This window comes from Desulfovectis peckii (assembly GCF_055391705.1).
The window spans coordinates 789,234-812,699 of record NZ_AP042409.1 but is presented as its reverse complement, the minus strand read 5'-3'; the positions used below and the strand labels follow the sequence as shown (position 1 = coordinate 812,699).

23 protein-coding genes, 1 tRNA gene and 1 other RNA gene are annotated in these 23,466 nt (G+C 43.2%); 7 read left to right on the top strand and 18 right to left on the bottom strand.

The window, feature by feature from the left end:
* Positions 1-11: 11 nt before the first annotated feature.
* The 3 genes from ACZ5NG_RS04075 to ssrS all read right to left on the bottom strand — a co-directional run bounded on the left by ACZ5NG_RS04075 (position 12) and on the right by ssrS (position 3,017).
* Positions 12-1,166, bottom strand: coding sequence for a Ger(x)C family spore germination protein (locus tag ACZ5NG_RS04075; protein WP_464252723.1), 1,155 nt, complete (start codon positions 1,164-1,166; stop codon positions 12-14).
* Positions 1,153-2,712, bottom strand: a complete 1,560-nt coding sequence (locus ACZ5NG_RS04070) for a spore germination protein (protein ID WP_464252722.1) — start codon at positions 2,710-2,712, stop codon at positions 1,153-1,155. The genes ACZ5NG_RS04075 and ACZ5NG_RS04070 overlap by 14 nt, the downstream gene beginning before the upstream one ends.
* A 123-nt stretch (positions 2,713-2,835) precedes the next feature.
* Positions 2,836-3,017: non-coding RNA, 6S RNA (gene ssrS / locus ACZ5NG_RS04065), on the bottom strand.
* Between the two features lie 321 nt (positions 3,018-3,338).
* On the opposite strand from ssrS, the gene ACZ5NG_RS04060 reads away from it, so the two are divergent.
* Entirely contained in the window at positions 3,339-3,656 is a 318-nt protein-coding gene (locus tag ACZ5NG_RS04060; RefSeq protein WP_464252721.1) for a hypothetical protein, read from the top strand.
* Between the two features lie 77 nt (positions 3,657-3,733).
* Positions 3,734-4,333, top strand: a complete 600-nt coding sequence (locus ACZ5NG_RS04055) for a class I SAM-dependent methyltransferase (RefSeq protein ID WP_464252720.1) — start codon at positions 3,734-3,736, stop codon at positions 4,331-4,333.
* A 25-nt stretch (positions 4,334-4,358) separates the two neighbouring features.
* Here ACZ5NG_RS04055 and ACZ5NG_RS04050 read toward each other — a convergent pair whose 3' ends face one another.
* Entirely contained in the window at positions 4,359-4,667 is a 309-nt protein-coding gene (locus tag ACZ5NG_RS04050; protein ID WP_464252719.1) for a hypothetical protein, read from the bottom strand.
* A gap of 91 nt (positions 4,668-4,758) precedes the next feature.
* Here ACZ5NG_RS04050 and ACZ5NG_RS04045 point away from each other — a divergent pair, with 91 nt between their 5' ends.
* Entirely contained in the window at positions 4,759-5,775 is a 1,017-nt protein-coding gene (locus ACZ5NG_RS04045; protein ID WP_464252718.1) for a hypothetical protein, read from the top strand.
* Between the two features lie 420 nt (positions 5,776-6,195).
* On the opposite strand, the gene ACZ5NG_RS04040 is transcribed toward ACZ5NG_RS04045, so the two are convergent.
* Entirely contained in the window at positions 6,196-7,266 is a 1,071-nt protein-coding gene (locus tag ACZ5NG_RS04040) for a 6-phosphofructokinase (RefSeq protein ID WP_464252717.1), read from the bottom strand.
* 434 nt (positions 7,267-7,700) lie between these two features.
* A tRNA-Pro gene (locus ACZ5NG_RS04035) sits at positions 7,701-7,778 on the bottom strand.
* Positions 7,779-8,145: 367 nt separating this feature from the next.
* Here ACZ5NG_RS04035 and ACZ5NG_RS04030 point away from each other — a divergent pair.
* Together ACZ5NG_RS04030 and ACZ5NG_RS04025 are read left to right on the top strand one after the other, a co-directional pair.
* Positions 8,146-8,577: a hypothetical protein gene (locus ACZ5NG_RS04030; RefSeq protein WP_464252716.1), complete on the top strand. Its 432-nt coding sequence runs from the start codon at positions 8,146-8,148 to the stop codon at positions 8,575-8,577.
* A gap of 190 nt (positions 8,578-8,767) precedes the next feature.
* A complete protein-coding gene (locus ACZ5NG_RS04025; RefSeq protein ID WP_464252715.1) occupies positions 8,768-9,601 on the top strand; it encodes an MBL fold metallo-hydrolase in 834 nt (277 codons plus the stop codon).
* 95 nt (positions 9,602-9,696) lie between these two features.
* Here ACZ5NG_RS04025 and ACZ5NG_RS04020 read toward each other — a convergent pair whose 3' ends face one another.
* The 10 genes from ACZ5NG_RS04020 to ACZ5NG_RS03975 all read right to left on the bottom strand — a co-directional run bounded on the left by ACZ5NG_RS04020 (position 9,697) and on the right by ACZ5NG_RS03975 (position 20,592).
* On the bottom strand, positions 9,697-9,873 hold the full coding sequence (locus tag ACZ5NG_RS04020; protein ID WP_464252714.1) for a hypothetical protein: 177 nt from the start codon (positions 9,871-9,873) through the stop codon (positions 9,697-9,699).
* A gap of 54 nt (positions 9,874-9,927) precedes the next feature.
* A complete protein-coding gene (locus ACZ5NG_RS04015; RefSeq protein ID WP_464252713.1) occupies positions 9,928-10,998 on the bottom strand; it encodes a sensor domain-containing diguanylate cyclase in 1,071 nt (356 codons plus the stop codon).
* 138 nt (positions 10,999-11,136) lie between these two features.
* Positions 11,137-12,690 (bottom strand): DEAD/DEAH box helicase, encoded by a 1,554-nt coding sequence (locus ACZ5NG_RS04010; protein ID WP_464252712.1) that lies wholly within the window; start codon positions 12,688-12,690, stop codon positions 11,137-11,139.
* Between the two features lie 22 nt (positions 12,691-12,712).
* On the bottom strand, positions 12,713-13,495 hold the full coding sequence (locus ACZ5NG_RS04005; RefSeq protein ID WP_464252711.1) for a DEAD/DEAH box helicase: 783 nt from the start codon (positions 13,493-13,495) through the stop codon (positions 12,713-12,715).
* A 115-nt stretch (positions 13,496-13,610) separates the two neighbouring features.
* Positions 13,611-14,438, bottom strand: coding sequence for an ABC transporter permease (locus ACZ5NG_RS04000; protein ID WP_464252710.1), 828 nt, complete (start codon positions 14,436-14,438; stop codon positions 13,611-13,613).
* Entirely contained in the window at positions 14,438-15,367 is a 930-nt protein-coding gene (locus ACZ5NG_RS03995; RefSeq protein WP_464252709.1) for an ABC transporter ATP-binding protein, read from the bottom strand. The genes ACZ5NG_RS04000 and ACZ5NG_RS03995 overlap by 1 nt, the downstream gene beginning before the upstream one ends.
* Entirely contained in the window at positions 15,364-17,628 is a 2,265-nt protein-coding gene (locus ACZ5NG_RS03990) for a hypothetical protein (RefSeq protein ID WP_464252708.1), read from the bottom strand. Before ACZ5NG_RS03990 ends, ACZ5NG_RS03995 begins: the two co-directional genes overlap by 4 nt.
* 2 nt (positions 17,629-17,630) lie before the next feature.
* On the bottom strand, positions 17,631-19,004 hold the full coding sequence (locus ACZ5NG_RS03985) for a hypothetical protein (protein WP_464252707.1): 1,374 nt from the start codon (positions 19,002-19,004) through the stop codon (positions 17,631-17,633).
* Positions 19,005-19,016: 12 nt separating this feature from the next.
* Positions 19,017-19,544, bottom strand: coding sequence for an RNA polymerase sigma factor (locus ACZ5NG_RS03980; RefSeq protein ID WP_464252706.1), 528 nt, complete (start codon positions 19,542-19,544; stop codon positions 19,017-19,019).
* Between the two features lie 115 nt (positions 19,545-19,659).
* Complete coding sequence (locus ACZ5NG_RS03975) at positions 19,660-20,592, bottom strand: complex I NDUFA9 subunit family protein (RefSeq protein WP_464252705.1); 933 nt, start codon at positions 20,590-20,592, stop codon at positions 19,660-19,662.
* A 238-nt stretch (positions 20,593-20,830) separates the two neighbouring features.
* On the opposite strand from ACZ5NG_RS03975, the gene ACZ5NG_RS03970 reads away from it, so the two are divergent.
* Complete coding sequence (locus ACZ5NG_RS03970; protein ID WP_464252704.1) at positions 20,831-21,790, top strand: DMT family transporter; 960 nt, start codon at positions 20,831-20,833, stop codon at positions 21,788-21,790.
* Here ACZ5NG_RS03970 and ACZ5NG_RS03965 read toward each other — a convergent pair.
* On the bottom strand, positions 21,743-21,940 hold the full coding sequence (locus ACZ5NG_RS03965) for a hypothetical protein (protein WP_464252703.1): 198 nt from the start codon (positions 21,938-21,940) through the stop codon (positions 21,743-21,745). The two genes, ACZ5NG_RS03970 and ACZ5NG_RS03965, sit on opposite strands and share 48 nt — an antisense overlap.
* Positions 21,927-22,382 (bottom strand): 2-thiouracil desulfurase family protein, encoded by a 456-nt coding sequence (locus ACZ5NG_RS03960; RefSeq protein ID WP_464253105.1) that lies wholly within the window; start codon positions 22,380-22,382, stop codon positions 21,927-21,929. Before ACZ5NG_RS03960 ends, ACZ5NG_RS03965 begins: the two co-directional genes overlap by 14 nt.
* A gap of 142 nt (positions 22,383-22,524) precedes the next feature.
* Here ACZ5NG_RS03960 and ACZ5NG_RS03955 point away from each other — a divergent pair, with 142 nt between their 5' ends.
* Entirely contained in the window at positions 22,525-23,436 is a 912-nt protein-coding gene (locus ACZ5NG_RS03955) for a DMT family transporter (protein ID WP_464252702.1), read from the top strand.
* Positions 23,437-23,466: the final 30 nt, after the last annotated feature.

The window sequence follows — 23,466 nt, the reverse complement described above, 5'->3', positions numbered from 1 at the left end:
TTAACCACCTTTTAAATACCGGTAATTCGGCCGACACCGATTATTTTACTTTTTACCTGCACATCAAATTCCAGGTCGGCAAATATAGCCGGCCAGTCGCTTTCTAACTGCCTCCATATTTCGGGGTGAAATTTGTGCAGTTTATCGCCAATATCAAAGATATCCGCCTTAAGCTGCTGTGCCTTGGCAATGGCCGCTTTTATTTCCCTTTCAATAACCTCTGCTTCTACCTTCTGGAATTCTAAAATTGTTTCCGGAGTATCAATTGAATAGTGTTCTTCAAACTGACTGATATTGGTAATGGTGTTCACAGAAATATTCACCGTTAATTCATCCTGCCGGATATCCGGTTTTACCTTTGAATTAACATCGTTAACTTCAAAAGAAAATTTGCTTTTTCCATCCGGAGTGGTGCCCACCAATACCGCACTTTCCAGCTCTCCCATAATCCAAAGATACCCCCGGGCTTCCTGAGGGGTTAAATAACCGATTAATTTATCGTCTTTAAACACACCCGCGCCGGCAATATAAAACTTATCAGTTGCCTCTGGTGCATTTATATCCGGTGCGGTGCGGCCAATCAGCTGCATCACACTGTAAGAAGGCTTAGCATATAACGATCTGATAAAATTTCTCACCGTAGTTTGAGGAGCCAAAGCACTGCCGGCTTCAATTTGCTCGGCAATTTGGCCAATAGCTAGGGCGGGAGCAGATTCTTTGCCTTCATTAACTGCTAAAAGATCACTTGCATTTCCCTGAGTCAGCAGCAGCACCGACTGGCTAACTCTGGTTTCTGCATCAGTCTGCAAAAAATCAACCAATCCTTTAATACCTTTTTTAGCCATTTCTTCCCCAACAATGTATACATGACAATGTGTGTAGTTCATCCGCCGCGAGCTTTGCTTACTCAAATTACGCGCCGCTTCAAAAAAAGTACGCCCCCGGGCTTGATAAAGCAACCAAGAAGGACCTTCCTGTATCTCCCCACGAGGTTTAGTTACCTGCACTTGATTAGTAATGATATATTCTTCTGTTTGCGGATCATAATCAACGGCACAGGCCAACACAAAGTTTAACTGGTTTATTTCACGAATAGTTACACAGCCACTTAGCAGACAAAGCAATACAGTAATTAGCATCATCACCGCCGCTTTAACTCTCATCATTTTCCTCCTTATTAGTGTGAGACTTCTTAAGCTGCAGGCGATCTTTGTCTAACGCCATATTCGGACGTTTACCCATTGCCCAACGGGGCGCCCGAATAACAGTGTCTTTAAGACCGGATAATTTTACCGGTGCAACAGGCCACAAATAGGGCTGTCCAAAAGAAGAAAGAGAAATAGCATGACAAATTATAATTAACAGGCCGCTTATTAGACCGTGCAATCCCCACAACCAGGACAAAAGCATCAGCGGAAACCGCAAAAGCCGTATCGTGTTAGAGGCAGTGTAGCCGGGAATGACAAAGGAAGCAAGTCCGGTGCCCGCCACCACAATAACCACAGTAGCCGAAACAATACCGGCACGCACTGCTGCATCACCCAGCACCAGTGCTCCGACAATGCTTACCGCCTGACCGACAGCATTAGGCAGTCTCACGCCGCCTTCGCGTACCAGTTCAAAAACAATATCCATCAACAACGCCTCTATAAAAACTGAAAAAGGCACTCCTTCCCGTGCTCCGGCAATGGACAACGCCAGCGCGGTCGGCAGCATTTCTTGATGATGGGTGGTAATAGCAATGTACAGTGACGGCAAGGTTAAAGTTACTATTAAGGACAATATACGCAGTATGCGCATAAAACTGCCGAAATAAAAACGGCCGGCATAATCGTCGGTAGTCATTAGGAAATCCCAAAATATCGTAGGAACAATTAATTGAAAGGGTGTGCCATCCACAATAATTCCCACCCGCCCTTCTAAAAGGGCGGCAGTCATTTTATCCGGCCTTTCAGTGCGTTCAATCGTGGTAAAGGGTGAGAGCGGGTGATCATCGATGAGCTCAATTAAGTAATTCGTGGCCGGTACGCCATCGATTTTAAATTGGTTAAAGCGCTGCTTAACTTCTTCTATTAACTCCGGTTTAGCCAATCCATCGATATAGGCAATGAATACATCGGTTTTGCTGATTTCACCCACCGTCAATTGTTCAAACCTTAGTCTGGTGCTGCGGATACGGCGGCGCAGAATAGTTTGATTTATTATCGCCGTTTCGGTAAATGCCTCTTTGGGCCCTAACACATTTTGCTCGCTGTCCGGCTTTTGGATATCCCGAAATTTCCAACCTTTAGTATCCGCTACAAGGGCCAACGGCATTTGTTCAATAAAAACGGCCGTGCTGCCGTAAAGCACATCTTCCAGTACTTTATCCATCGTATGAAAGATTTGCACCTGGCCTACCGTCACCACAGTACGCACCAGTTCTTCTATATCCTCTACCGGATAGTGTTGTTTTTCCATCAGCGGTTCCATAATATGCTCATTTACTATTTTCAAATCTACCATGTTATCTAAATATACCAGTAAAGCCGGAACCTGACCGGCAATAACAAAACGTCGGATAATTAAATCACTGGTATTGCCAAACTCCTGCCGAAGGTACTTTTCAACTTTAGTTAAGCTGGGATAAATAGGCGTTTTATTTACGCTTGCTGTATTTTGGCTTTTATCTTTTCTGCCCGGTGATATTTTTTTGATCAATTTTTTTAACATGTTTTTTCCCACCTTAACAGTTGCAACCTTAATATGATAATGTTTACATTTTGGGGAGCAAATATGTAAACAAAAAAACCACTTTCTTTTCAAAGAAAGTGGTTTTTACCTAAATAAGCAACTTGATACCCCACTATGCCGTCGCCTTAATGTTTTTAAAACCTGCTCCTCACAGGTGGGTGTCCCGTCATTAATTTCTGCCGTCCGCTACAAACGGCGGCTTGACATACGTTAATGAACGTAGGACTCCCGTATTCACAACGTAGGTTAAAAACAAACTAAGGCAACGTACAAAGCAGGAAACATATATTATTTAGAAAAATTGTTTGCTTAATTATTTTATTATGCCGTACTAATTTTGGCAACAACATTTTTTTAAGCAATTATTTTTGTTGCTTGCAGATTCATTATAGCATAAATGGCTGTTTTGCAAAATGGTTTTTAAATTTTTAATTTTGGAGAAAATGGATTAGTTAGTAAGCAGTTAAATAAGCAAAGGCAGGCAATACTGTGCCCGACGGTGGAAAAAAATGCCGGAAAAGATAGTTATTAAAGCACATTATTTTTGATATGATAAACTTAACCTTATAAAAAATTTACTGCCAAATTTACGGGGTTGGTTATTGATGTTAACTTTCACTCTGTGCTTTACTGCAGCAGTGACAATTTTGTCGCTGGGGCTGGCATTATGGAAAGATCCGGAATATTATTGGCTGGGTGCTTTGGCATCTTGCATTTTTAGCTTTTTTGTTAATTGGTCAATCGGCCTGTATACTTTAAGCATTACCTTTGTTCTGCTTGGCTTAGGCTTGGGCCACAGCATGCAATGGATAAAAAACTGCCGGCATGTGGCGGTAGCTGTATTAACCTCGCTGGCTGCTTGGTTGTTAAGTGTATCTACAATTGATCGTTACTGGCTCTTCTTCCCTTTAACTTTGTTTTAAAAATAAGTTTCGGCAGGTGATTAATAATTAGTAAGCTATGTAAACTATGCGGCAGCAAAACCAAGGTAATAACTGAAGTGGTTGAACCGGTTTATTATCATTGCTTGCTATGTGATTTAATATTCATTGATGACAAGTACATTTTAGACAGTCACTCTGAACTGCAACGATATAAACTGCACAATAATTCAATTGAAGACGAAGGCTACGTTAATTACTTTAAAAAATTTATTAAAACCGCCGGTATAGATAAATTAACCAAGGTAAACGGCGCTTTAGACTTTGGCTGCGGTCCGGAACCGGTATTGCAAATTTTGTTGCAAAGAATGGGTATTAAAACTGATATTTACGATCCCTATTTTTACCCGGACAATAACTTTTTGAATAAAAAGTATGACTTAATAACATGCACCGAAGTACTGGAACACTTAACGCACCCTCACAAAGAAATTAAGCTTTTAGCATCACTTTTGCGAAAAAACGGCTTGTTAGCTGTTTCTACACTGTTTCACACTGCCCGTAAAGGCGATTTCAAAAACTGGTGGTACCGCCAAGACCCCACCCATATTTGCTTTTACAGCCCTGTCACTTTTAAATGGCTGGAAAGGCATTTATATTTTAAAATAAAAGTAATTGATAATCACAATGTTTGCGTTTTAGAAAAGCAAAGTGAATAACAGTCTTTTTGCTAAAAACGCCCCTTTAACTTATTAACAGCGCATCGAATATTTTTTGTTGCTCTTCATCAATCGGCGGTTGAGCATTTTGTGCCCCTTGAGCGGATTTTTTGCGGACATAAAACCGCCTGTCCGGCTGCGCACACCGTTTTTTCGCCAGTCGATCTTGACAAACCCACTGCTTAATGCCTTTGTTGTTTACCATCAGCAGTATGCGGTAAAGCAACTGTGCATGTGAGGAACATTGGTTTTGGTTGAGCCAATCAAAGAAGGCATTCAGTCGTTTGACAAAAAATGTATATAGAATTTTGCTCGGCAATAGAAACATTTGCATCAACAAAAACGCCTTATTATTTAGATGCAAAGAAAGGAGGTATGGCGATCCCCCACTTACTCTTAAGTAGGGAGTCTTCGCCAATAGTTTAATGAAAAAGTATATTTTTTTATTAACGGCTATTGTTCTGTTTGCCGCACTGTCCGGCTGCAGCGGAAACACTGTTGGTACAAACGATAAAGACATTCCGGCAATTCCCATAGAGGAATTAACAAACAAGTTTAAAGAGGGTATTTACCAAGAAGTTGAGCCCAACAGCAGAAAAGTTAAAAACTTTGATACTAAAGAACAATGGATTCAACACATGTCGTCATTTATGGATGAGGACTTAGCTAAAACTTATGCCAACGATTTTTTCTATGAAGAAGAAGATGGGCTCTACCTCCGCTCCCGGGGTGGCCCAATCATGTTAATAACCGATAAACCGTACGAGCTAAAAAAAGTCAGCGATCGGGAAGTCCAAGTAACACAAATTAACGAAACGGAAATGACCGGCAAATACCAATTAACCGTTACTTTTAAATTCAAAGATGATCGATGGATTATTCAAAATTATGATTTTAAAGTTTTAGAGGCAGAGGAAGAATCACTTTCACCGGATGAAGCAGAAAAAATTATCTCCACCCGGGCAGACAATGTATTAAGTTTAATTGCCGATAAAAATATGGAAGGGTTAATTGATTTTGTGCACCCGGAAAAGGGTGTGCGATTCAGCCCTTATAGTTATGTAGATATTGAAAATGATCTTGTTTTCAAGCCAACTGATCTTCAGCAATTCTTTTCTTCATCACATGAATACTGCTGGGGAAGTTATGACGGAACCGGTGAACCAATTTTATTAACTCCGGCGGAATATTATAACCGTTTCATCTACAACCATGATTTCAAAAATGCCGATCAGGTCAGCTATAATAAACAGTTGTTCCAAGGCAATATGATAAACAACGCCCCAGAGGTTTACCCGGGAGCAATTATTGTGGAATACCATTTTGAAGGTTTTGATGAAAAATACGCAGGAATGGACTGGCAAAGCTTGCGTTTAGTGTTTGAAGAATATCAGGGTGAATGGCTATTAGTAGGGATCATTCATGATGAGTGGACAACTTAATGATAAATCAACCTAATTTTGAAGAACCATTACCAAAATCAAGGGTGTGCGCTTTCGCTCCCTTGATTTTTTAGCAACAATTATTATTGGCAGAATCTATCTCTATCTACAGCAACATACTAAGTTTTTTTAGAAATAATTTTTACCAAATTTTAAAGGACAAATTTGAGTAATGCAGAAGAGTGTGTTTAGTTTGATATATAAAATTTTAAGGAGGAATGGAAATTTTAGCTCTTTCTATTATTAATCTTATCCTTGTACTGCTCCCGCTGGTTGGTTGCACTGTGGAAAATTGCTAAATCCTATGAATCGTTAAGTACTTCGGTAAAAGAAATAGCCGAAACTCTTAAAAAAGAAAAAGAACAGCCACCGGTATAGCGGTAGCTGTTCTTTGGTATTAGGCAGTAAGAGATATCTTAGCTACTGACCAAAAGATATACCTATTTGCTTGGCTATATTTAATAGTTCATTATCCCCTTCTATTAACCTGACTTTTTTGGTGGCTTCTTCTAAAGGAATAGGAACTACTCTGTGATTATCTAAAGTAACTACCTTTCCGTATTGTTCGGTTGCCACTAATTTCACAGCCGATGTACCGTACATCGTAGCCAGTATGCGGTCATGTGCGGTAGGAGTACCGCCGCGCTGTAAATGCCCTAACACAATTGATCTGACTTCACTGCCGGTTAATTTTTCTAAATTTCGGGCCACAATATTGGCAATGCCCCCCAGCCTTAAGGGCTCATTAGCACCTTCATTTTGGTACACCAAATCGCCGCCTAACGGTGCTGCCCCTTCAGCTACAACTATTAAGCTAAATCGCTTATTTTGGGCCTGTCTTTCTTTAATTTTATCTACTATCTTATCGTAGCTAAAGGGTATTTCAGGCAGTAAAATAACGTCGGCTCCTCCCGCTACACCGGCATAAAGAGCAATCCAGCCGGCATTTCGGCCCATTACTTCCAAACAAACTATGCGGTGGTGTGATTCCGCAGTTGAATGCAATCTGTCTAATGCTTCGGTAGCATAACTATAAGCGGTGTCAAAACCAAAAGTTTGAGAGTTGCCGATATACAGGTCGTTATCAATGGTTTTCGGGCAGCCTACTACCGGTAAGCCTTTTTGGTATAATTCATATGCAATTGACAGCGTTCCGTCGCCGCCGATAACTATTAAGCAATCGGCATGTTCTTTAATCACTTGGATGCATTCATCTGATTTATCTTCATATTGATTATTACCTATCGGATAGTGAAAAGGGTTATCCCGGTTGGTAGTGCCGAGAATGGTGCCGCCTTTAGGCAGAATACCGGATACCTCTTTATCCCCTAAAGGCATAATATTTCTTTCTATTACCCCTTTAAAACCGTCTCTAAAACCGATAACTTCATAATCATATTGCCTGATGGCAGTCCTTACAATTGCCCTGATCACCGCATTTAGCCCCGGTGCATCACCACCGCCCGTTAATACTGCTATGCGTTTTTTCATTTCAAAAGCCCCCTCTCGTTCCAGCTGCGTTTTACGCATTTTTTGTTTTGCCTCTTTTGCTGTTGTTACCTTGAGCCTGATCAAAATTCCGTCAGTAAGTTGCTTGTGCATTTATTCCCTATTTTTCTGTTCTATTGCTTTGTTTTCCTGCCGGAAATTTGTAATATGTATGGACGGCGGTCATGCCGACCCGTAAAGGAAATTAGCAATAAACGCGACTTTGGTAAAACCCCCAAATAACATTGTATTTATGAGACGGGCATGAATTCCCTCTATTACCGGCCAAAGGCAATATTAACCGAGTACATGTAGGGCGCAATGATTGTTTCCATCGCCCTTTTTACTTTTTCGGCGGTAAGTTCTTCTTTGGAGCCATTTACCCGAAGACAATAAAAAAACCAAGGGTTTGCGAATTCGCAAACCCTTGGTTTTGCTGGTCGGGACGACAGGACTTGAACCTGCGACCTCTACCACCCCAAGGTAGCGCGCTAGCCAAACTGCGCCACGTCCCGATGAATGCTGTTTGCAAAGACTATTATATCTGTCGGTTAGTCAAATGTCAACCTCTTGTTAAATTTTGCCGAAAGGGGCAATTAATTAGCAGCAACAATTAGTTAGTTTAACAGAATATCTTCATTAAATCAATAGGAAATTTTACTCATCAAGCACCTTAGGTCAAGCAGGTAAGCACATGCATTTACAAACAGTCGATTAAGTAAATTGCTCTTTAAAAGTATAAAGTAAAGGATAATTTTCATATAATTGTAAATAATACCAATAAAACATCATGTTAAGTTTTTGTTAAAGTATTGTTAATTTCAACAGGGAAAATTTTAATTTTGTCGAATATAATATAAAAAGTGAATGGAGGAGTTTGCCATGCACACCACATGTTTTGACCAAACGTCAATTAATGAGTTAAAAGCAAGGCTAACATGGATTCAGGTTTTAGGGTCAGACAAGAAGGTGCACCTAGCGTCAGAAAATGTAACAGAAAATGCAAATGATGATAATATAATGAATTATAATCCGGTAAAAGCAGTATCGGTATTAGAATTTGAAGACGGGCAGTGTAAGTTGCTAGACCTAGGTTTTCAATATAAGGGTATTGGCAAAACTTTAATTGTCAGAAACATTGGTGCATTTAACTGGAACGTTTTAGAACGCACAAACGAAGGGTGTTTAAAAGCAAAGCTAACTCTGTTCACTGTTAATAATAAATCAAAAGTTATTCCTAAATCATATGTTTTAAAATTTGATGAATGTCCTGACGATGAACATGTTTCTGAAGACTATATAATGATTAGTTAGCAGTATATAGGCTGTTGCACAAAAAGTGTGTGACAGCCTTTTATAATCTCCAAAATTCAAGTTTTTATACCTGTTATATTAAATTTTTATAAATTAGTAAACCGTATGTTTTTTAGGCAGGATTTTTTATATTTTTTAAGCAGGATTTTTTAACCCGATGCCGAAGTTGCTGTTATTAGGAGGTTTGATTATGTGTGAGCTAAAAATAACAACTCTATCTGAAAATACGGCAAACAGCCGCGGATTAATCGCCGAACACGGTCTATCATTGTTGATTGAGTATCACGGCTTTCGGGTTTTGTTTGATACCGGCCAAGGAAGCTCGGTAGTGGCTAACGCCCGGGCAATGAATATAAATTTGGCGGATATCAACTGTATTGTTTTAAGCCACGGTCATTACGATCACACCGGCGGCTTGTTTTTGGTTCTGCGCAAAACAGGAAACAAACGCATCTATTGCCATCCGGCAGCGTTGCGTCCGAAGTATAAATTAGCAGACGGCAATTCTTATTGCGCCTGCGGCATTCCACACGCCAAACAGGAATTGATCAACTTTGGCGGGGAATTTATCTGCAATACCACAACCACTGAGCTGACGCCGGGGCTGTATCTCACCGGCGAGATTCCCCGCAATACGGACTATGAAACCGTTAACCCCACTCATTTTATCGAAAAGGAAGGTAGCTATTTACCGGATATTATGCCGGATGATCAAGCATTGGTAGCTGTAACCGGCAAAGGGCCGGTTGTCATTACCGGCTGCGCTCACGCCGGGCTGATTAACACCATTTGTTATGCGCTACAAATAACAAACAGCCGGCACATTTACGGTTTAGTGGGGGGCACCCATTTAATTCAAGCAGATAAACAAAGGTTAGATAAAACTATAAATCAGTTAAAACGTTATAATCCGCAGTTATTGGCGGTAAGCCACTGCACCGGTTTTACCGCCCAAGCAGAATTATACCGGAATTTTGACAATAAGTTTGTTTTAAACAACGTGGGAAATGTAATTGAGATATAAAGGAAACGGGCAGGAAAACATCCCTGCCCGTTCTCGCATATTTTGAAGGCAACCAAGGCCGTTTAACCTGATGCTTTCGATTAGCCAAAGCATTGCTAACGAAGGAATAGCGCCGAGAATTGTTTGAGCGTTAGCGGGTTTAGTTTCAACTTAAGGCTGACAGTATTAAAAAAGCTTCCCTCTGTGCCCTTCTGGCGGAAGCCAAGTTCCTTGACAAAGCCAAATGCCTTGGCGGCTAAAACCGTTTTCCCATTTCCCTCCCATTCCTTCACACAGACGTAACACCTTTTTGGCAAAAGGGTCTAGGTCATCCCCTACATTTTGTCTTATAAACAATGTTCGTTGTTGTTAAATGTTTTATCACAGTTTGCAATACATACATAATTTTTTCCCCGTGCTTTTGCTTCATGTAGCGCCTTATTCGAGAGCTGTAAAATTTGGCTGGCAGTACAAGTTAAATCACCGTCAAATTGTGCCAACCCGATACTAACAGTAATTTGACAGGAATTAAATTTTTGCTTGCTAATTTGTCGGCGAATTTTTTCCGCCATGTAATAGCTTTGTTTTAACGAAAAGCCGGGAAGAAGTACCGTGAACTCTTCACCGCCATAGCGGTATACAGTTCCGGGCTTGTCAACAATGCGGCGCATAATACTAGAAATAATTTGCAGTACCGAATCACCGGCCAGGTGACCAAAATTGTCGTTAAATCTTTTAAAGTTATCTACATCTATAAACATCAAACAGTATGAACTTTGATGTTTTTGGCAGTGTTGGTGAATTTCCTCCAAACACTCCTTAAAATAGCGATGATTGTACAAACCCGTTAAGCCGTCGGTAATAGCCAAATTGCGCAGGCGGGCATTTAACATGGCATTTTCTAAAGCCAAACTAACCTGTAATATATACAACTCTAATATTTTAGACCAATCATCTTGATTGCCGATATATTGCCTGCTATAACCAACCAATAAACCGGTGGTTTTGCCCCAACGGTCGTACATTGCACTGATATGCAGACACAATTTTTTACACTGCGAATGAAAACAGCTGCCGCAATAATCGCTGCTTAATTTTACGATAATTGTTTTTTCTGTAGAAAACCGTTCAAATATTTTGCTGATACATGGGCAAGACCAAAAAGGCTCGTCATCTTCCTTTTCACGGCTGACAGCTTCAACAAACTTTTGCTGTTCATCAATTATATAAAGCCCGCATTTGCCAATGCCGGTAATATTGCTATAACCGTTAATGATTAGATTAAGCAACGTGTTAATATCCTGTTCGGCGGCAATTTGAACTGAAATCCAATGCAGGGAAGTTAACTTTTTATTTAATATTCGAAGTTCTTCCAACTGGGCTAAAATGCTCTTATTGTCCCCGGCCTTATCAGGCACATTGCATTACCTCCAAGATACAAATAAGCACTTATAAAAATATTCAAAATAACATCATATTTCTATTCTATTCGGCACCTAGGACTTTTTTCCTGCTATAAAAAAAGCAGATATGTCATTATTTGCAAAAACTAAGCATTAAAACAGTACCGCTACCTGATCTCTATCTAATGTTCGACGAATACCACGAATTTTTTCCAACAAAGCCGGGTGTTCAACAGCCGCTTTTTCAATTTGCCGCAGCAAATCAATTTCCCGCCGAATAATCGATACCACGTCACCTTCCTGTAAACTGCAATTTTCAAGCAAATGGGCAAAGTCTTTGCCGTTATACCAGGCATAGGCCAAATATCCCGGTACCGGGGACCACACCATATATTCTTCAGAAACCCCCAGCTCCATTAACTGGGCTCGCAGTTGGTTAATCGGATCAATGTTGTACGGCGGAGCCTGCACATAATCCCGACGACCGGGAACATAATCTACACCGGCTAATATACCGGCCACAACGTCTGCCGGCAAATCATCAATTAAGCCGGAGAAAACCAGTTCAGTTACAAAAATTTCTTGAATGTGCAGATGCAAGGCAAATCTACCCCGCGGTAAAATCTCCCGGCCATGTATATAGCCTAGCCTTTCCAGCAGCTGACGCATTTTGTGAAAGTCAGCGGTGTACTTTTTAGCCTCTGCCGTCAGCAGTTTTTTGTTATATTGCATTAAATCGAGTTTGCTGTTTAACTCGCGAATTGTTCGCACCGCTTCAAAACAGCGGGTTTTTTTACATTTCTTTTTACTTAGGGATTTGATGTGGGCTTGAATTTCTTTTATCCGTGTTTGTGAGCCGGGAAGCTGCCGGTAGCGCCGGCTCTTTAAGCGCTGCAGTTCCCGTTTTAATTTTTTTCTGATCAGCGGACAGGTAGCGCTTTCTCGCTCCTCACAAAAATGCCGCTCCAGTTCTTTAATTTTGTTATTGATATCGGCAATTTTTTCCTTTACTTCTTTTATACGGCGCTTTTTTTGAAAGGCAGAAAAGTTACTTTTTAAAAAATGTTCAATTTCTTCATCGGTTTTCCACATAAGTAAACTAAGTACCGTGTTTGCCGATACCGTCAACCGACCGTGTACCATTTCCACATCGCTTTCGTCAAAGAAACCGGTTTCTTCCGGATGATCGCTATCCATTTGAATAAACACACGCCCAATTTCGTCAAATCCGCGGCGACCGGCCCGGCCGGCCATTTGAAAGAATTCTCGGTTCAACAACGAACGAAATTCGCGGCCGTCCCATTTGCGGCAGGATTCAAATATCGCACTGGATGCCGGAAAATTAACACCCGCTGCAAATGTTTCCGTGCAAAACAGTACCCAAATTAAACGCTCTTCATATAATCTTTCCACCAAACGTTTTAAGGCCGGCAAAACGCCGGCATGGTGATAGCCAATGCCCTGCAGCAGCAATCTTTTTAACATCGCACGGTCACGGTGGGCAAAAATATCGGGGTATTCCTCCTCGGCAGCGGCAATATATTGTTTTACTTTTTGCTTTTCATCCGGATAAAGAAAATCCCACTCCCGACCCAATTCCATAGCCAGTTCTTCTGCCTTTGCCCGACCAAAGACAAAGTACAGGGCAGGCAGGTGGTCTTGTACTTCTTCAATCACTGCTGAAGGGTTTGTTAATGCGCGTGCCATGTATCAACCTCCGATTAATGTGTTAGAACCTTCTTTTGTGTCTCATGCTTTCTTCTTCGTTGCGTTTTTTAATCATCTTTTTTACCCAGCGCCTTGCCTGGGAGTAACCGATAATTTTATAGTCGGGTGTAATCCATTTAATATCCAGCGGTACCGCCCGTTGATGTTCTTCCACTACCAGTACATCAGAGCGACGCACTTCGGCAATCCAGGCAGCCACTTCTTCAACATTGGGTACGGTAGCTGACAGGCCTAGAATTTTAATATGCGGCGGGGCAAAAAGAATTGACTCCTCCCACGCCGTACCCCGATGGGGATCATCTAGATAGTGAATTTCATCAAATACCACATAAACGATATTATCTAGCTCTTTCACATCTTCAAAACATTTGTTGCGAAATATTTCGGTAGTCATCACGGTAAGGGGCGCATCACCGTTAATGGTGATATCGCCGGTAACCAAACCTACTTTTTCCGGACCAAACATTTCGGTAAAATCAGAAAATTTTTGGTTAGAAAGAGCTTTTAAAGGCGAAGTATACACCAAGCCTTTTCCTTCACTCAATACTTTTTCGGCCAGTTTTTCCGCAATCAGTGTTTTGCCGGTACCCGTCGGTGCCGCCACCAGCACATTATGGCCACTTAAAACCGCTTCAATGGCTTCCAGCTGAAATTCATCCAGTTGCAGGGGGCCGTCGGAAATCAACGGCGGTTGTTTTCTGCGGACAGGTCGCTTTTTAGCACCTTTGTTTATGGGGGCGGTTTTTTTCAATTCACTGTTATGAGTTACTAGCTTATCTGGCAAGTAATTCCCCCCTCACTTAGCCCGTTGTTTTGTAGTTTATCCAATTTAGTATTATATACATTACTTAACATATTACCATATATAAGTAAGATAGCCAAAGGCGTTGCCTTTGGCTCTAACGATAATAATTTTTTTTCTTTTGTAACGGGTTTAGTTTGTGGCCGCTCCATAAAACCAGCAGTACACCGACACCGGCGTAAAAAACGATAAAGGTCACCCAATAGGGCAAGGGCCATGCACTGCTGTCGTAAAGGGGTTGGCCACCTAAAATGTTCAATAACACCACAACCGGATTGATATCCAATAAAAGCTGAGCCGTTAGCGGTATGCCGCTGTATTGTTCAGAACGGCTGGCAATCTCATTGATAAACGCCGCCAAAAATGCCGTGCCGGCGCCTAAAAAGGCGGTAACAGCGTAAGCAGCTACCGTGCTCACCCCGGTGCGGCGGAAGAATGTAGAACAGGCAATGCCAACGGCGGCAAACAAAAACATCGTCAGTAAATAAAAGCCAAATACCTCCCACAATTGCCGGGGAGCAATGCCGCCAAACATCAGCACAATGCTGTACAGCGGCAGCGTGGCCACAATCAGCAGTGAAGTAAATGCGCAGCCGGAGATCATTTTACTGACGACAATACCCAGCGGGGTAAGTTCGGTAGTTAAAAGCACGTTTAGTGTTTGCCTTTCCCGTTCACCGCTGATTGCCCCGGCAGTAAGGCCGGGGGTAACAAAGCCCAAAAGAATTAGCTGCGCCATGCTGAGCACTGCAAAAATGTCTCTGCTGTGGGCAGGGTTAAAACCGACGGAATATCGCCAGTTTAAATAAATAAAGCCTAATATAAAGCCGCCGATTACCGCCAAATAAAGAAACAGTATCAGCGGTCCTTTATAACTTCTAAAGCGCAGGCGCAGTTCTTTGGTTAATACCGGATTAATCCCCATTATTTCGTTGTCACCTCCCCGGTTACTGCCATAAAGGCATCCTCTAAACTGCTGTGCATTTCAGTAAACTGCAAAACTGCATAGTCTTGTTCAATTAGCTTTTTTAACAAAGCAATTTGCGCCTCTTGATCTCCCTGAAAAATTATGCGCGCCCTTTGCTCGATATTTTCTGCCCGCACTACCCCAGGGTATTGAGATAGGTAAGTCAAAAGCTCGGGCAGGCGGTCTTTTACCTCGATACTGATAAGGCGTGATGTACCTTGACCGGCCGTAATTTCCGCCACCGAGCCGGTGGCCACCAAACGGCCGTTTTCTAAAATGGCTACTTGATCACACATTTCCGCCAGTTCCGGCAGAATGTGCGAGCTAATCAGCACTGTTTTACCTAAATGTTTCAGCTGGCGAATAATTTCTTTCATTTCCGCCCTTGCCCGGGGATCCAAACCGGAAGCCGGCTCATCTAAAATCAGCACCGCGGGATCATGCACTAAGCAGCGTGCCAGTGCCAACCGCTGTTTCATTCCCCGCGATAAAGCATCAACATAAATATCTTTTTTATCGGATAAATTTACCAGTTCCAGTAAATTGTCTGTTAATTTGTCGTGCCGGTTTTCCGGTATGTGATAGGCGGCAGCAAAAAAGCTCAAGTATTCACCGGCGGTTAAACCGTCATATACCCCAAAGAAATCCGGCATGTAACCAATCAGCCGCCGCACCTCTCGCGGCTGGGCGGATACTTCAATGCCGTTTATCGTCGCGGTTCCGGCGTCTGCCGGCAGCAGGGTGGCTAAAATAGCCATCGCGGTGCTTTTTCCCGCACCGTTTGGGCCAATTAAACCGTAAACCTGCCCGGCGGGGATGTTTAAGGTTAACCCCTGCAGTGCCTTGGTTTTGCCAAAGCTTTTAGTTAAACCGTTAATGGCAATCATTTTACCACCCCCTCCACCGCTAATCCCGGCATGGGTATAAATGTTTTTTCTTCTTGGCTGTGTATCCTCATTTTCAGCAACAAATCATCACCTAAAATATTTTGCAGTGTTTCGCCCTGCAGTCGTTGTTGTTCTTTCGTCAGCTGAACCCACTGCCCTTTTGTATGATTAAATACCTCTACCTGATAAACATTGTCGGTAAAGAAATTAACTAGCTCCAATGCTTTAATATTATAGGGGCGCCAATCGGCAAACAGCTGCAAGTTATATTCTACCGTAATACGTTTGCCGTGAAGGATATAGCCTTCCGGTGTTTGTTCCAGCCCACCCTCAACTACCTGGGCCGGCAGCAAACCCGGCAGCAGCTTAAATGCGCCGGCATCCGGCAAATTCAAAGGAATACTTTGTACAATCAGTCCCATACTGCCGGTGTCAGGTTGTGCATTGTCTAATGTAATCAAGTTTGGTATTTTTTCACTAAGGGCAATAAACTGCACATCCGACAGGGGCTGACGGCCTCTTTTTTGCTCCCAGGTGGCCATGTATCTGTCGCTGTAGGCCATTGCAGTATTATTTGCGCGCTTTTCAAACCATTCGCCGACATCGCTTTGCCAAACAAAGGGGCGGGCGGTATTGAGGTCAATATTAATTTTAACCCTTTCGCCGGCAGGAATAGCGCCGATTTCCACTGCCCGCTCCCCTATCACCGCTATTGATTTAGACAAGTCGGCTTTAGTTTCGTTTTTCAGCTCTCCTACCAATTTATTGTCTTGCAGCATTAAGCTGCCGGATAGATAACCGAAATCATTGCGTAATTGATAGCACGAGGCTTGACGCATCGACCAAAATTCTACATCGGCAAAAGTCACGGTTTGCCCGCCGTCAGTGTATTCCACAACCGGGCTTTTTTCTGCCCCATGGTAAACCGGTTTGGGGGTGATTAATCCCATGCCTTCTGCCTGCAAAACCAGCTTACCGCCCCGTGGTGAAACGTAAGAACCTCCGGCTTGTATTTCGGCAATTTGCTCATTAACAACATCCACGTAAGCCAGCGTATGACCTACCGGGCCGCTTAACCGGTGGAAAGGAGCGGCATAATATATCCCTACCGCGGTTGCTACCGCCACCGCCGGAATTAGCACCCATCCCCAGCTCTGGCGGCAGTATTTTTTTAAAATTAAGTACAGGCCGGGGGCGATCACCAACAGGTAGATGCCCCAAATAACGGCGATTAATTTAATTGACGGCAGCTGCAGCTGGGGCAGATCAGCGCTGTTTTGTACTATGTTATGTACAAATAAATTTGCGTTGTGCTTTTCAAACTTTGCAAAACTGCCTTGGTTGGTGAAAAGCGCTTCCCACACAGCGGCTTCCTGCTGCCGGAAGTTTTCTATCCCAACCGCACTGTAAATGACACTGCCCCAACCGACCGTCTGAGTTACCACAAGGGGCAGTTCCCCCTGGGCAATTAACTTTATCCCGGCAGTTTGCTTACCGACGGCTGCCGTAAGGGGCTCATCAGTGTGTCGCTTTCCATCCCAGTTTCCTGATATTGTTGTTGTGCCGGTGACTTTTACCGGACTGAGATCATAAAAAGGCTGCCCTTCCCAAGCACCGGCACCGCCGGAAAGCAGCAAACTGCCGCCTAAAGCCGTCCATTGACGGATAGCTTCCGCCTGCCGTTCGGTTAAAGCAGCTGTTTTTTCCGGATCGATAATAATTAAATCGGCGGCATTCAAAGCCAGCGGGTTGGTGGGAACTTCTTCAGCTGATAAATATTTCAGCATGGCGTTATTCATATTGCTGTCCAAATAGGCCGGCAGTCCGCCGCCCAGCGCTTTTTCGCTGATACTGACCACAACAAAATCTTCGGTTACCGCCAGGCCCTGCACAGCCGTTTGGGCTATTTCTTTACCGCCACTTAATAAGCTAACTACCGGCTTTGCCGCCACCAGTTCACCGGGTACAAACATAGTCGTGCTTACCCTATCATTGGCAGGAACTTTTACTTGCTGCTGATAAACAGCGTAATTTTGCGGCAAACCGGAGGACACCACAGGGTGGAATTTTACCTGCAACACTCCTTCTTCCACAGCCGGACCGTTATTTACTATCTTGATGTTTAACTGTACCGGCCGGTCGCCTTTATACAGGCCGTTTAAGCCGGGCTGCACCTGCAGCAAGACATCGGCAAAAGAGCTTTGGGGCAGTAATATTATCAGCAGCGCTAAAAAGATGAAGGTTATTTTTATCCGTTTCATTATTAATTCTCTCCTCTGTTAAACATTTGCTCTTTTATGTTGACCGCCATCACGCCTGCCCCGGCCCCGTCTTGGCGGGCAAAGTACAGCATTTTTCCTTGAATGTCAAACAGCGGGTTTTTACTGCGGTCTGCATCATCTAACAACAGCACCCGCGGTTCATGCACGCCCTGCGCTTCCAGCCGGTGCAGCCAGTTCATTTCTTGTGCGGTTATTTCTGCCGCCGGGCTGACCAACAGCGTACTTAAAGCCAGCCAATTTTGCTCCTCTAACTCTTTTAAAACCGGGTTGCCGTCATTGCCGGCATAAACGGAACGGATTTCCGCTATTTTTTGTCTTACCGTGTGCTGCGGCGAGCCATCAGCCGTAAAGGTCAGTATTCTTTCCTGTTGCCCGGTAACCACAAAAGCAATAAAGCCGTTTACTCCCCAAGCCGGCTGCTCTCCTTGCCCCAGCAGCACTTCTTTTGACGTTGATAAGTCAATTAAAAACAAATTGTGGTTGTTTTTTGATTCTTCCCGCTGTATCACCAGCTTAGTGTTGTCCGGCGACCAAGCAGGATTAACCCCATAGGTAATAAACTTAGGGCGGCGATCTGCCAAGCTGACGGTGAAAATTTGCGGCCGCTCTGAATGCTTATCTTCGGTATAGCACAGCATAGTTCCGTTAGGCGACCATTTGAGATCGCTAAAGTAGTGGTTGTTACTGCCTTGAACCAGCGTTATTAAGTTATGTTTCGGACTGATATTGGTCAGTCCGGTTAATTCTTCTGCCGGCACAACAATAATTTGCTGTTCGCCGGCCTTGTTTTGACGTACCATGGCCACCTGTTTACCGTCAGGGGAGAAGGCGGGGGCATGGTACTGCCAGCTGTCCGGCAGGTTTAAAACGCGGTATCTTTTTTGCTCATCAACCAGTAATAGCTGCCCCTGCCGGGAGATTAATATATCTCCCTTTGGTGATACGGTGTAGCTCCAATTGCCGTCGCTGCTCCAAAAATTCACCAGTTCATAGGGATTGCCCACTGCATGCAGCGTTTTTGGCAGTGAATGATAGAACAATACAATAACTGTTAAAATTGTCAAGGCTAATAAACCAATCCATAAAACCAGGCGCGGACAATGGGTTTTATTTTTGCTTTTTGGCTGCAAAGCGGCGGTTGCCGCTGCGGTAGCACTTTTACCGTGCAACAGCCTTTGACGCAGTTCTTCCTGCAGTTGACTGTTTACCGGTACCATATCCCGCACCTGCCGGATATGGGTTAACAGTTGGTGCAGCGACTCTTCCTCATTTTTTTGTCTGACGGCGGGCGGGCGGTATTGATCAATAGGCAGAACTTTGTTGTTCTCCGGCTTTTGATGTTCCTTGTCCTTCATGCAAGTTCTCTCCTAACGGTTTTTTATATGGCGACGCATTAATTTTAAAGCCCGGTGATGAATCATGCGCACCCCAGCCTCGTTTTTACCCAGCACTTCCCCTATTTGGGCAAAACGCAGTTCCCCGAAGTAGCGCAGCGCCACCACATCTCGGTAATCATCGGGCAGTTTGTTTAACAGTTGGCGCAGCCGGTTTAGCTCCTCATTATGCAGTATTTGCTCTTCCGGCCCCTCTCCCGCTGCCGTCGTCGCATGTTCAAGTTGCTGATCAGACATCACTAATTCTCGTTGAGCCCGCACATAATCAACGTAAACATTATGAGCTATGCGAAAAATCCATGAAGAAAAAGCACTTTGTCCACGATAGGTATGAAACTTCTCATAAGCCTTGATAAAAACCAGTGTGGTTAAGTCATCGGCATCCCATGTGTTTACCACCCGATAACGCAGGTAGCGGTTAACTCGGGCAAAATTTTGGTTGTAAAGTTCTTCAAATGTTAAATCGGCATCCGGATGTTGCCGAATTTTTAAGGTAGCCATAAAAATATCCTCCGCTTTGTGTTCTATCCTGTTAGACGTGAGCAAAAATTGTTTTGTAACAAAAAATCGGTAAAAATACATAAAAAGGGGCAGTTAATCGACCCCTTTTTTTAAATTACTGTTTATGTTTAAATTTGTGCTTATTCTTTAACTCGTTTTGCAATTGATGTTTAATGTACTCAATGCCGTCGGCAAAGCGAATGGGGGTAAAGCCAAATTGTTTTTCAATAACATCAATATCGGTAATATTGTCAAATTCTAACTGTGCCAATTCTGCCGGCGTTACCGGCGGATCCGGCATGAACAGCTGCATAAAATAAGCTGCGATACGCACCAGCGGCAGCGGCACTGCGATCTTTGTTTTTTTAATTTCAGTTACTTCCATCACCGCATCCAGCATCTGTTCATATGTTAAATGTTCCGGCCCACCTATTTCAATAATTTTATTGCGATAACGTTCCGGCTGATTAACAATCTGCACCACACACCTGGCAACATCCTTTACCGAAATCGGCTGAAATTTGGTTGTGCCGTTACCCGGCATAGCTACAAAGGTTGGCGTCATCCGAATTGACTGCAGCAAGCGGTTAACAAAACCAAAACCGGGGCCAAACATCACTGAAGGCCTTAAAACAGTGTAATCCAAACCGCTGTTAACTACCGGTATTTCTGCCATCCCTTTAGAGTAAGCATACTTGTACTTCGGATCTAAACAGGCACCTAACGCACTCATATGTATAAAATGTTTAACGCCGCTATTTTGCGCCGCAGCAATTATATTTTGCGTGCCTACAACGTTTATGTCATTAAAAGAAAGGTTCTTATTTTCACGAATTATTGCAACTAAATGAATAACTATATCTATATCCGAAACTGCCACAGCAAGGGATACCGGATCGGTAATATCCCCCTGTACCACTTCTACACCGGAAATATTACACTTTTTAGGGTTACGAACGAGACAGCGTACTTTAGCACCGGCGTCTGTCAACGCTTTTACCACGTAACGTCCTACATATCCAGTGGCACCGGTTACCAATATCATCATATCACCTCACTTTCACCATTATATACCGTTTTATAAAACGATCATAGGGTAAATTTGAGCAAGAAAGTATGTGAAAATTATCTTTATTTTTAAACTTGTTGAATTTACCAGTGTTATATTGTAAAATAACGCTAAATAATAAATAGACAGCCCGACGCTCGATGAAGGTTATCGAGCCCGGGCTGCTTTCTTTTTTAATATGATATAATATAGAAAGTATTCTTTGGGGGACAATAAGTTGACGGAGCAAGCTAAGATTTTAAAAAAAGGTAACATCGGTATCTTGCTGGTATTAATCGCTACGCTAAGTTATAGTATCGAAGGGATAGCTGCCAAATTTGCTTACCAAGGCGGAGCAACCGTTCTTACTGCCTTGGTTTTTCGTTATCTAATGGCTGCCGCTATTTATTGGAGCATTGTGCTAATAACTAAACAAAACTTTCGCCTGCCTTTTGGTCAGCTGGTTAAGCTGCTGGCCTTTGCCGCCTGCACACAAGGGGTAGCGGTGGTTTGTTTGTTTTATTCTTTTAGCTATATTCCGGCGGCGATGTCAATTTTATTTTTATACCTCTATCCGACAATTGTCACCCTATTGGCTTACTTCCTGCTGAAAGAACCGCTTACCGCCAATAAAATCGCCGCACTGGTGCTCACATTGGTTGGCAGTGCGGTTATTTTAGGCCAGCCGGTAAACAACTTAGATCCGCGCGGTGTGGCATTTGCCGTTGTCGCCGCTGTGTTTAATGCTATTTATATAATAGGCGGGGCAAAATTTTTGCAAAACCTTTCTGTACTGATTCTAAACACCTATATGACATCTGCACTGGCTGTGGTTTTTACTGCCGGTGCACTATTCAGCGGCACACTGACTTTAAAACTTAACTTTAGCGCTTGGACAGCAATTTTTTCCTTAGCGGTGGTTTGCACCGTAATTGCCACTTTTTGCTTTTTCCACGGCGTAAGCCTCATAGGAGCATCACGCACCGCTATTGTCAGTACGTCTGAACCTCTGTTAACGGCAATTTTAGGTTTTATATTTCTTAATGAAAAACTTACCCTACTACAAATGCTGGGCGGACTGTTGGTAATAGTCGGTGTTTTTCTGCAGCGTGAAAAGTCACCGCCAAGAAAAGTTGAGCGCCAGGGAAATTTAAAACAGCCGGGCAGCAATGATTTGCCCCAACAAAATCATACCTAAGCCACTTAAGCCGATTTTAATCCAGCGGCGGGCAACATCATCCCCTCGTTGCCAGCCGCCGGTGTTTACCAGCCGATAAATTACCGCCAACAGGGAAACGGTAAAAACTAAAAGCCCAAAAACAATCAGCAAAAAGCTAAGATAAATCATCCAGCTCTTCCTCACTGTATAGTTTAATGCCATGTCTCGCCAATAAGGCAGCCGTTACTCCCTGACCGCTAATTTTTACCCCGCTGAAGCTGCCGTCATAAATTTGCCGCACACCGCATGAAGGACTGCGTTCTTTTAGCACCGCCACCTGTACATTATTATCAATAGCCTTTTGTAACACCTTTTGGGCTCCGTTAATAAACTCTTTGGTTACATTCTCACCGTATTTGTTGAACACTTCCGCCCTGCCGTCCAACACATCATTTCCGTCACCGCCGCGGGTTTCACATGCCGCTCGCGGTGTGGGCAGCCCGCCAAGCACTTCCGGACACACCGCAATCGCCCGACCTTCCCGCACCATTTTAGCAATTTGGGGATGATAATTATCTCCCCCGTTGTACTTGCATTTTTCACCGGCCAAACAGGCACTGACAATAATCACCGCACTCATTTTTCCATCTCCTAAAAGTTATATTCGAGATATAGACAAACCATCAAGCAAATGATATGTTAAATGATATGTTAAACCGTCAAAAAACTAAAACTATTTCCACTAATAAAGCATTAACGGAGGACTCTTCTTAATGAAAAAAGGCTACATTTTAGTTGCTTTAGGTGCTTCCTGCTGGGGAACATTGGGAGCCATCAGTACCGTACTTTTTAATCTGGGACTGTCATCGGTAACAGTTGCTAACTATCGAGTGTTAATCACCACGCTAATTCTTGGTTTGTATTTGCTGCTTTTCCGTCGTCAAGAGTTGACGGTCAATGCAAAGCAGCTGCCGCTGTTTATAGCTGCCGGCTTAATATCGGTATGTATTTTTAATTTGAGCTACTTAACGGCCGTTAACCTAACAACCATTGTTACTGCCGTCATCTTGCTTTACACCGCTCCGTTTTTTGTCACGGTTATCTCCAGATTTGTTTTTAATGAAGCCATTACCGTGCAAAAAGCACTGGCTTTAGTGATGACGTTAACCGGCTGTGTACTGGTGGCAGAGGCCTATAATATTGAACAAATTAAATTAAATCTTCTTGGACTTTTAGCCGGGTTAGCGGCCGGGCTTTCTTACGGATTATACAGCATTTTCAGTAAAAAGGCATTAGATAATTGTTCGCCGTGGACTACCGTTTTCTACTCCTTTGCCTTCGGTGCAATATTTTTGTCGCTGTTTGGCCACCCTTGGAAAACGGTTGACATGCTGCAGGACCCTAAGGTTGCCGGCTTTGCCCTGCTGATTGCGCTGGTTCCTACCGTACTTGCCTATATTTTCTATACTAGTGGATTGCAGCTTGTTGAATCAAGCAAGGCCGCCATTATAGCCACCATGGAACCGGTAGTGGCTGTGTTATTGGCTGCAATAGTTTTCCACGAACAGATTACTTTATTGCAGGGATTTGGTATTTTGCTGGTTATTGGCAGTGTCATTTTAGTGCAAATTTCGCTGCCTAGCAAAAACAAAGAGCAAACAAACACCGTTCAAAAAGAAATTTAAAGCCTAAAAATTGATATTAAAGCCAGCCGG

What these genes read in the sequence shown, in the direction of transcription:
- ACZ5NG_RS04030 (WP_464252716.1), top strand. Translation starts at nt 8,146, where the DNA reads ATGCACACCACATGTTTTGACCAAACGTCAATTAATGAGTTAAAAGCA.
- ACZ5NG_RS04050 (WP_464252719.1), bottom strand. Translation starts at nt 4,667, where the DNA reads ATGCAAATGTTTCTATTGCCGAGCAAAATTCTATATACATTTTTTGTC.
- ACZ5NG_RS04000 (WP_464252710.1), bottom strand. Translation starts at nt 14,438, where the DNA reads ATGGGGATTAATCCGGTATTAACCAAAGAACTGCGCCTGCGCTTTAGA.
- ACZ5NG_RS04010 (WP_464252712.1), bottom strand. Translation starts at nt 12,690, where the DNA reads ATGGCACGCGCATTAACAAACCCTTCAGCAGTGATTGAAGAAGTACAA.
- ACZ5NG_RS03955 (WP_464252702.1), top strand. Translation starts at nt 22,525, where the DNA reads ATGAAAAAAGGCTACATTTTAGTTGCTTTAGGTGCTTCCTGCTGGGGA.
- ACZ5NG_RS04070 (WP_464252722.1), bottom strand. Translation starts at nt 2,712, where the DNA reads ATGTTAAAAAAATTGATCAAAAAAATATCACCGGGCAGAAAAGATAAA.
- ACZ5NG_RS03980 (WP_464252706.1), bottom strand. Translation starts at nt 19,544, where the DNA reads ATGGCTACCTTAAAAATTCGGCAACATCCGGATGCCGATTTAACATTT.
- ACZ5NG_RS03965 (WP_464252703.1), bottom strand. Translation starts at nt 21,940, where the DNA reads ATGATTTATCTTAGCTTTTTGCTGATTGTTTTTGGGCTTTTAGTTTTT.
- ACZ5NG_RS04045 (WP_464252718.1), top strand. Translation starts at nt 4,759, where the DNA reads ATGAAAAAGTATATTTTTTTATTAACGGCTATTGTTCTGTTTGCCGCA.
- ACZ5NG_RS04040 (WP_464252717.1), bottom strand. Translation starts at nt 7,266, where the DNA reads ATGAAAAAACGCATAGCAGTATTAACGGGCGGTGGTGATGCACCGGGG.
- ACZ5NG_RS03990 (WP_464252708.1), bottom strand. Translation starts at nt 17,628, where the DNA reads ATGAAACGGATAAAAATAACCTTCATCTTTTTAGCGCTGCTGATAATA.
- ACZ5NG_RS03995 (WP_464252709.1), bottom strand. Translation starts at nt 15,367, where the DNA reads ATGATTGCCATTAACGGTTTAACTAAAAGCTTTGGCAAAACCAAGGCA.
- ACZ5NG_RS04060 (WP_464252721.1), top strand. Translation starts at nt 3,339, where the DNA reads ATGTTAACTTTCACTCTGTGCTTTACTGCAGCAGTGACAATTTTGTCG.
- ACZ5NG_RS04075 (WP_464252723.1), bottom strand. Translation starts at nt 1,166, where the DNA reads ATGATGAGAGTTAAAGCGGCGGTGATGATGCTAATTACTGTATTGCTT.
- ACZ5NG_RS03975 (WP_464252705.1), bottom strand. Translation starts at nt 20,592, where the DNA reads ATGATGATATTGGTAACCGGTGCCACTGGATATGTAGGACGTTACGTG.
- ACZ5NG_RS03985 (WP_464252707.1), bottom strand. Translation starts at nt 19,004, where the DNA reads ATGAAGGACAAGGAACATCAAAAGCCGGAGAACAACAAAGTTCTGCCT.
- ACZ5NG_RS04025 (WP_464252715.1), top strand. Translation starts at nt 8,768, where the DNA reads ATGTGTGAGCTAAAAATAACAACTCTATCTGAAAATACGGCAAACAGC.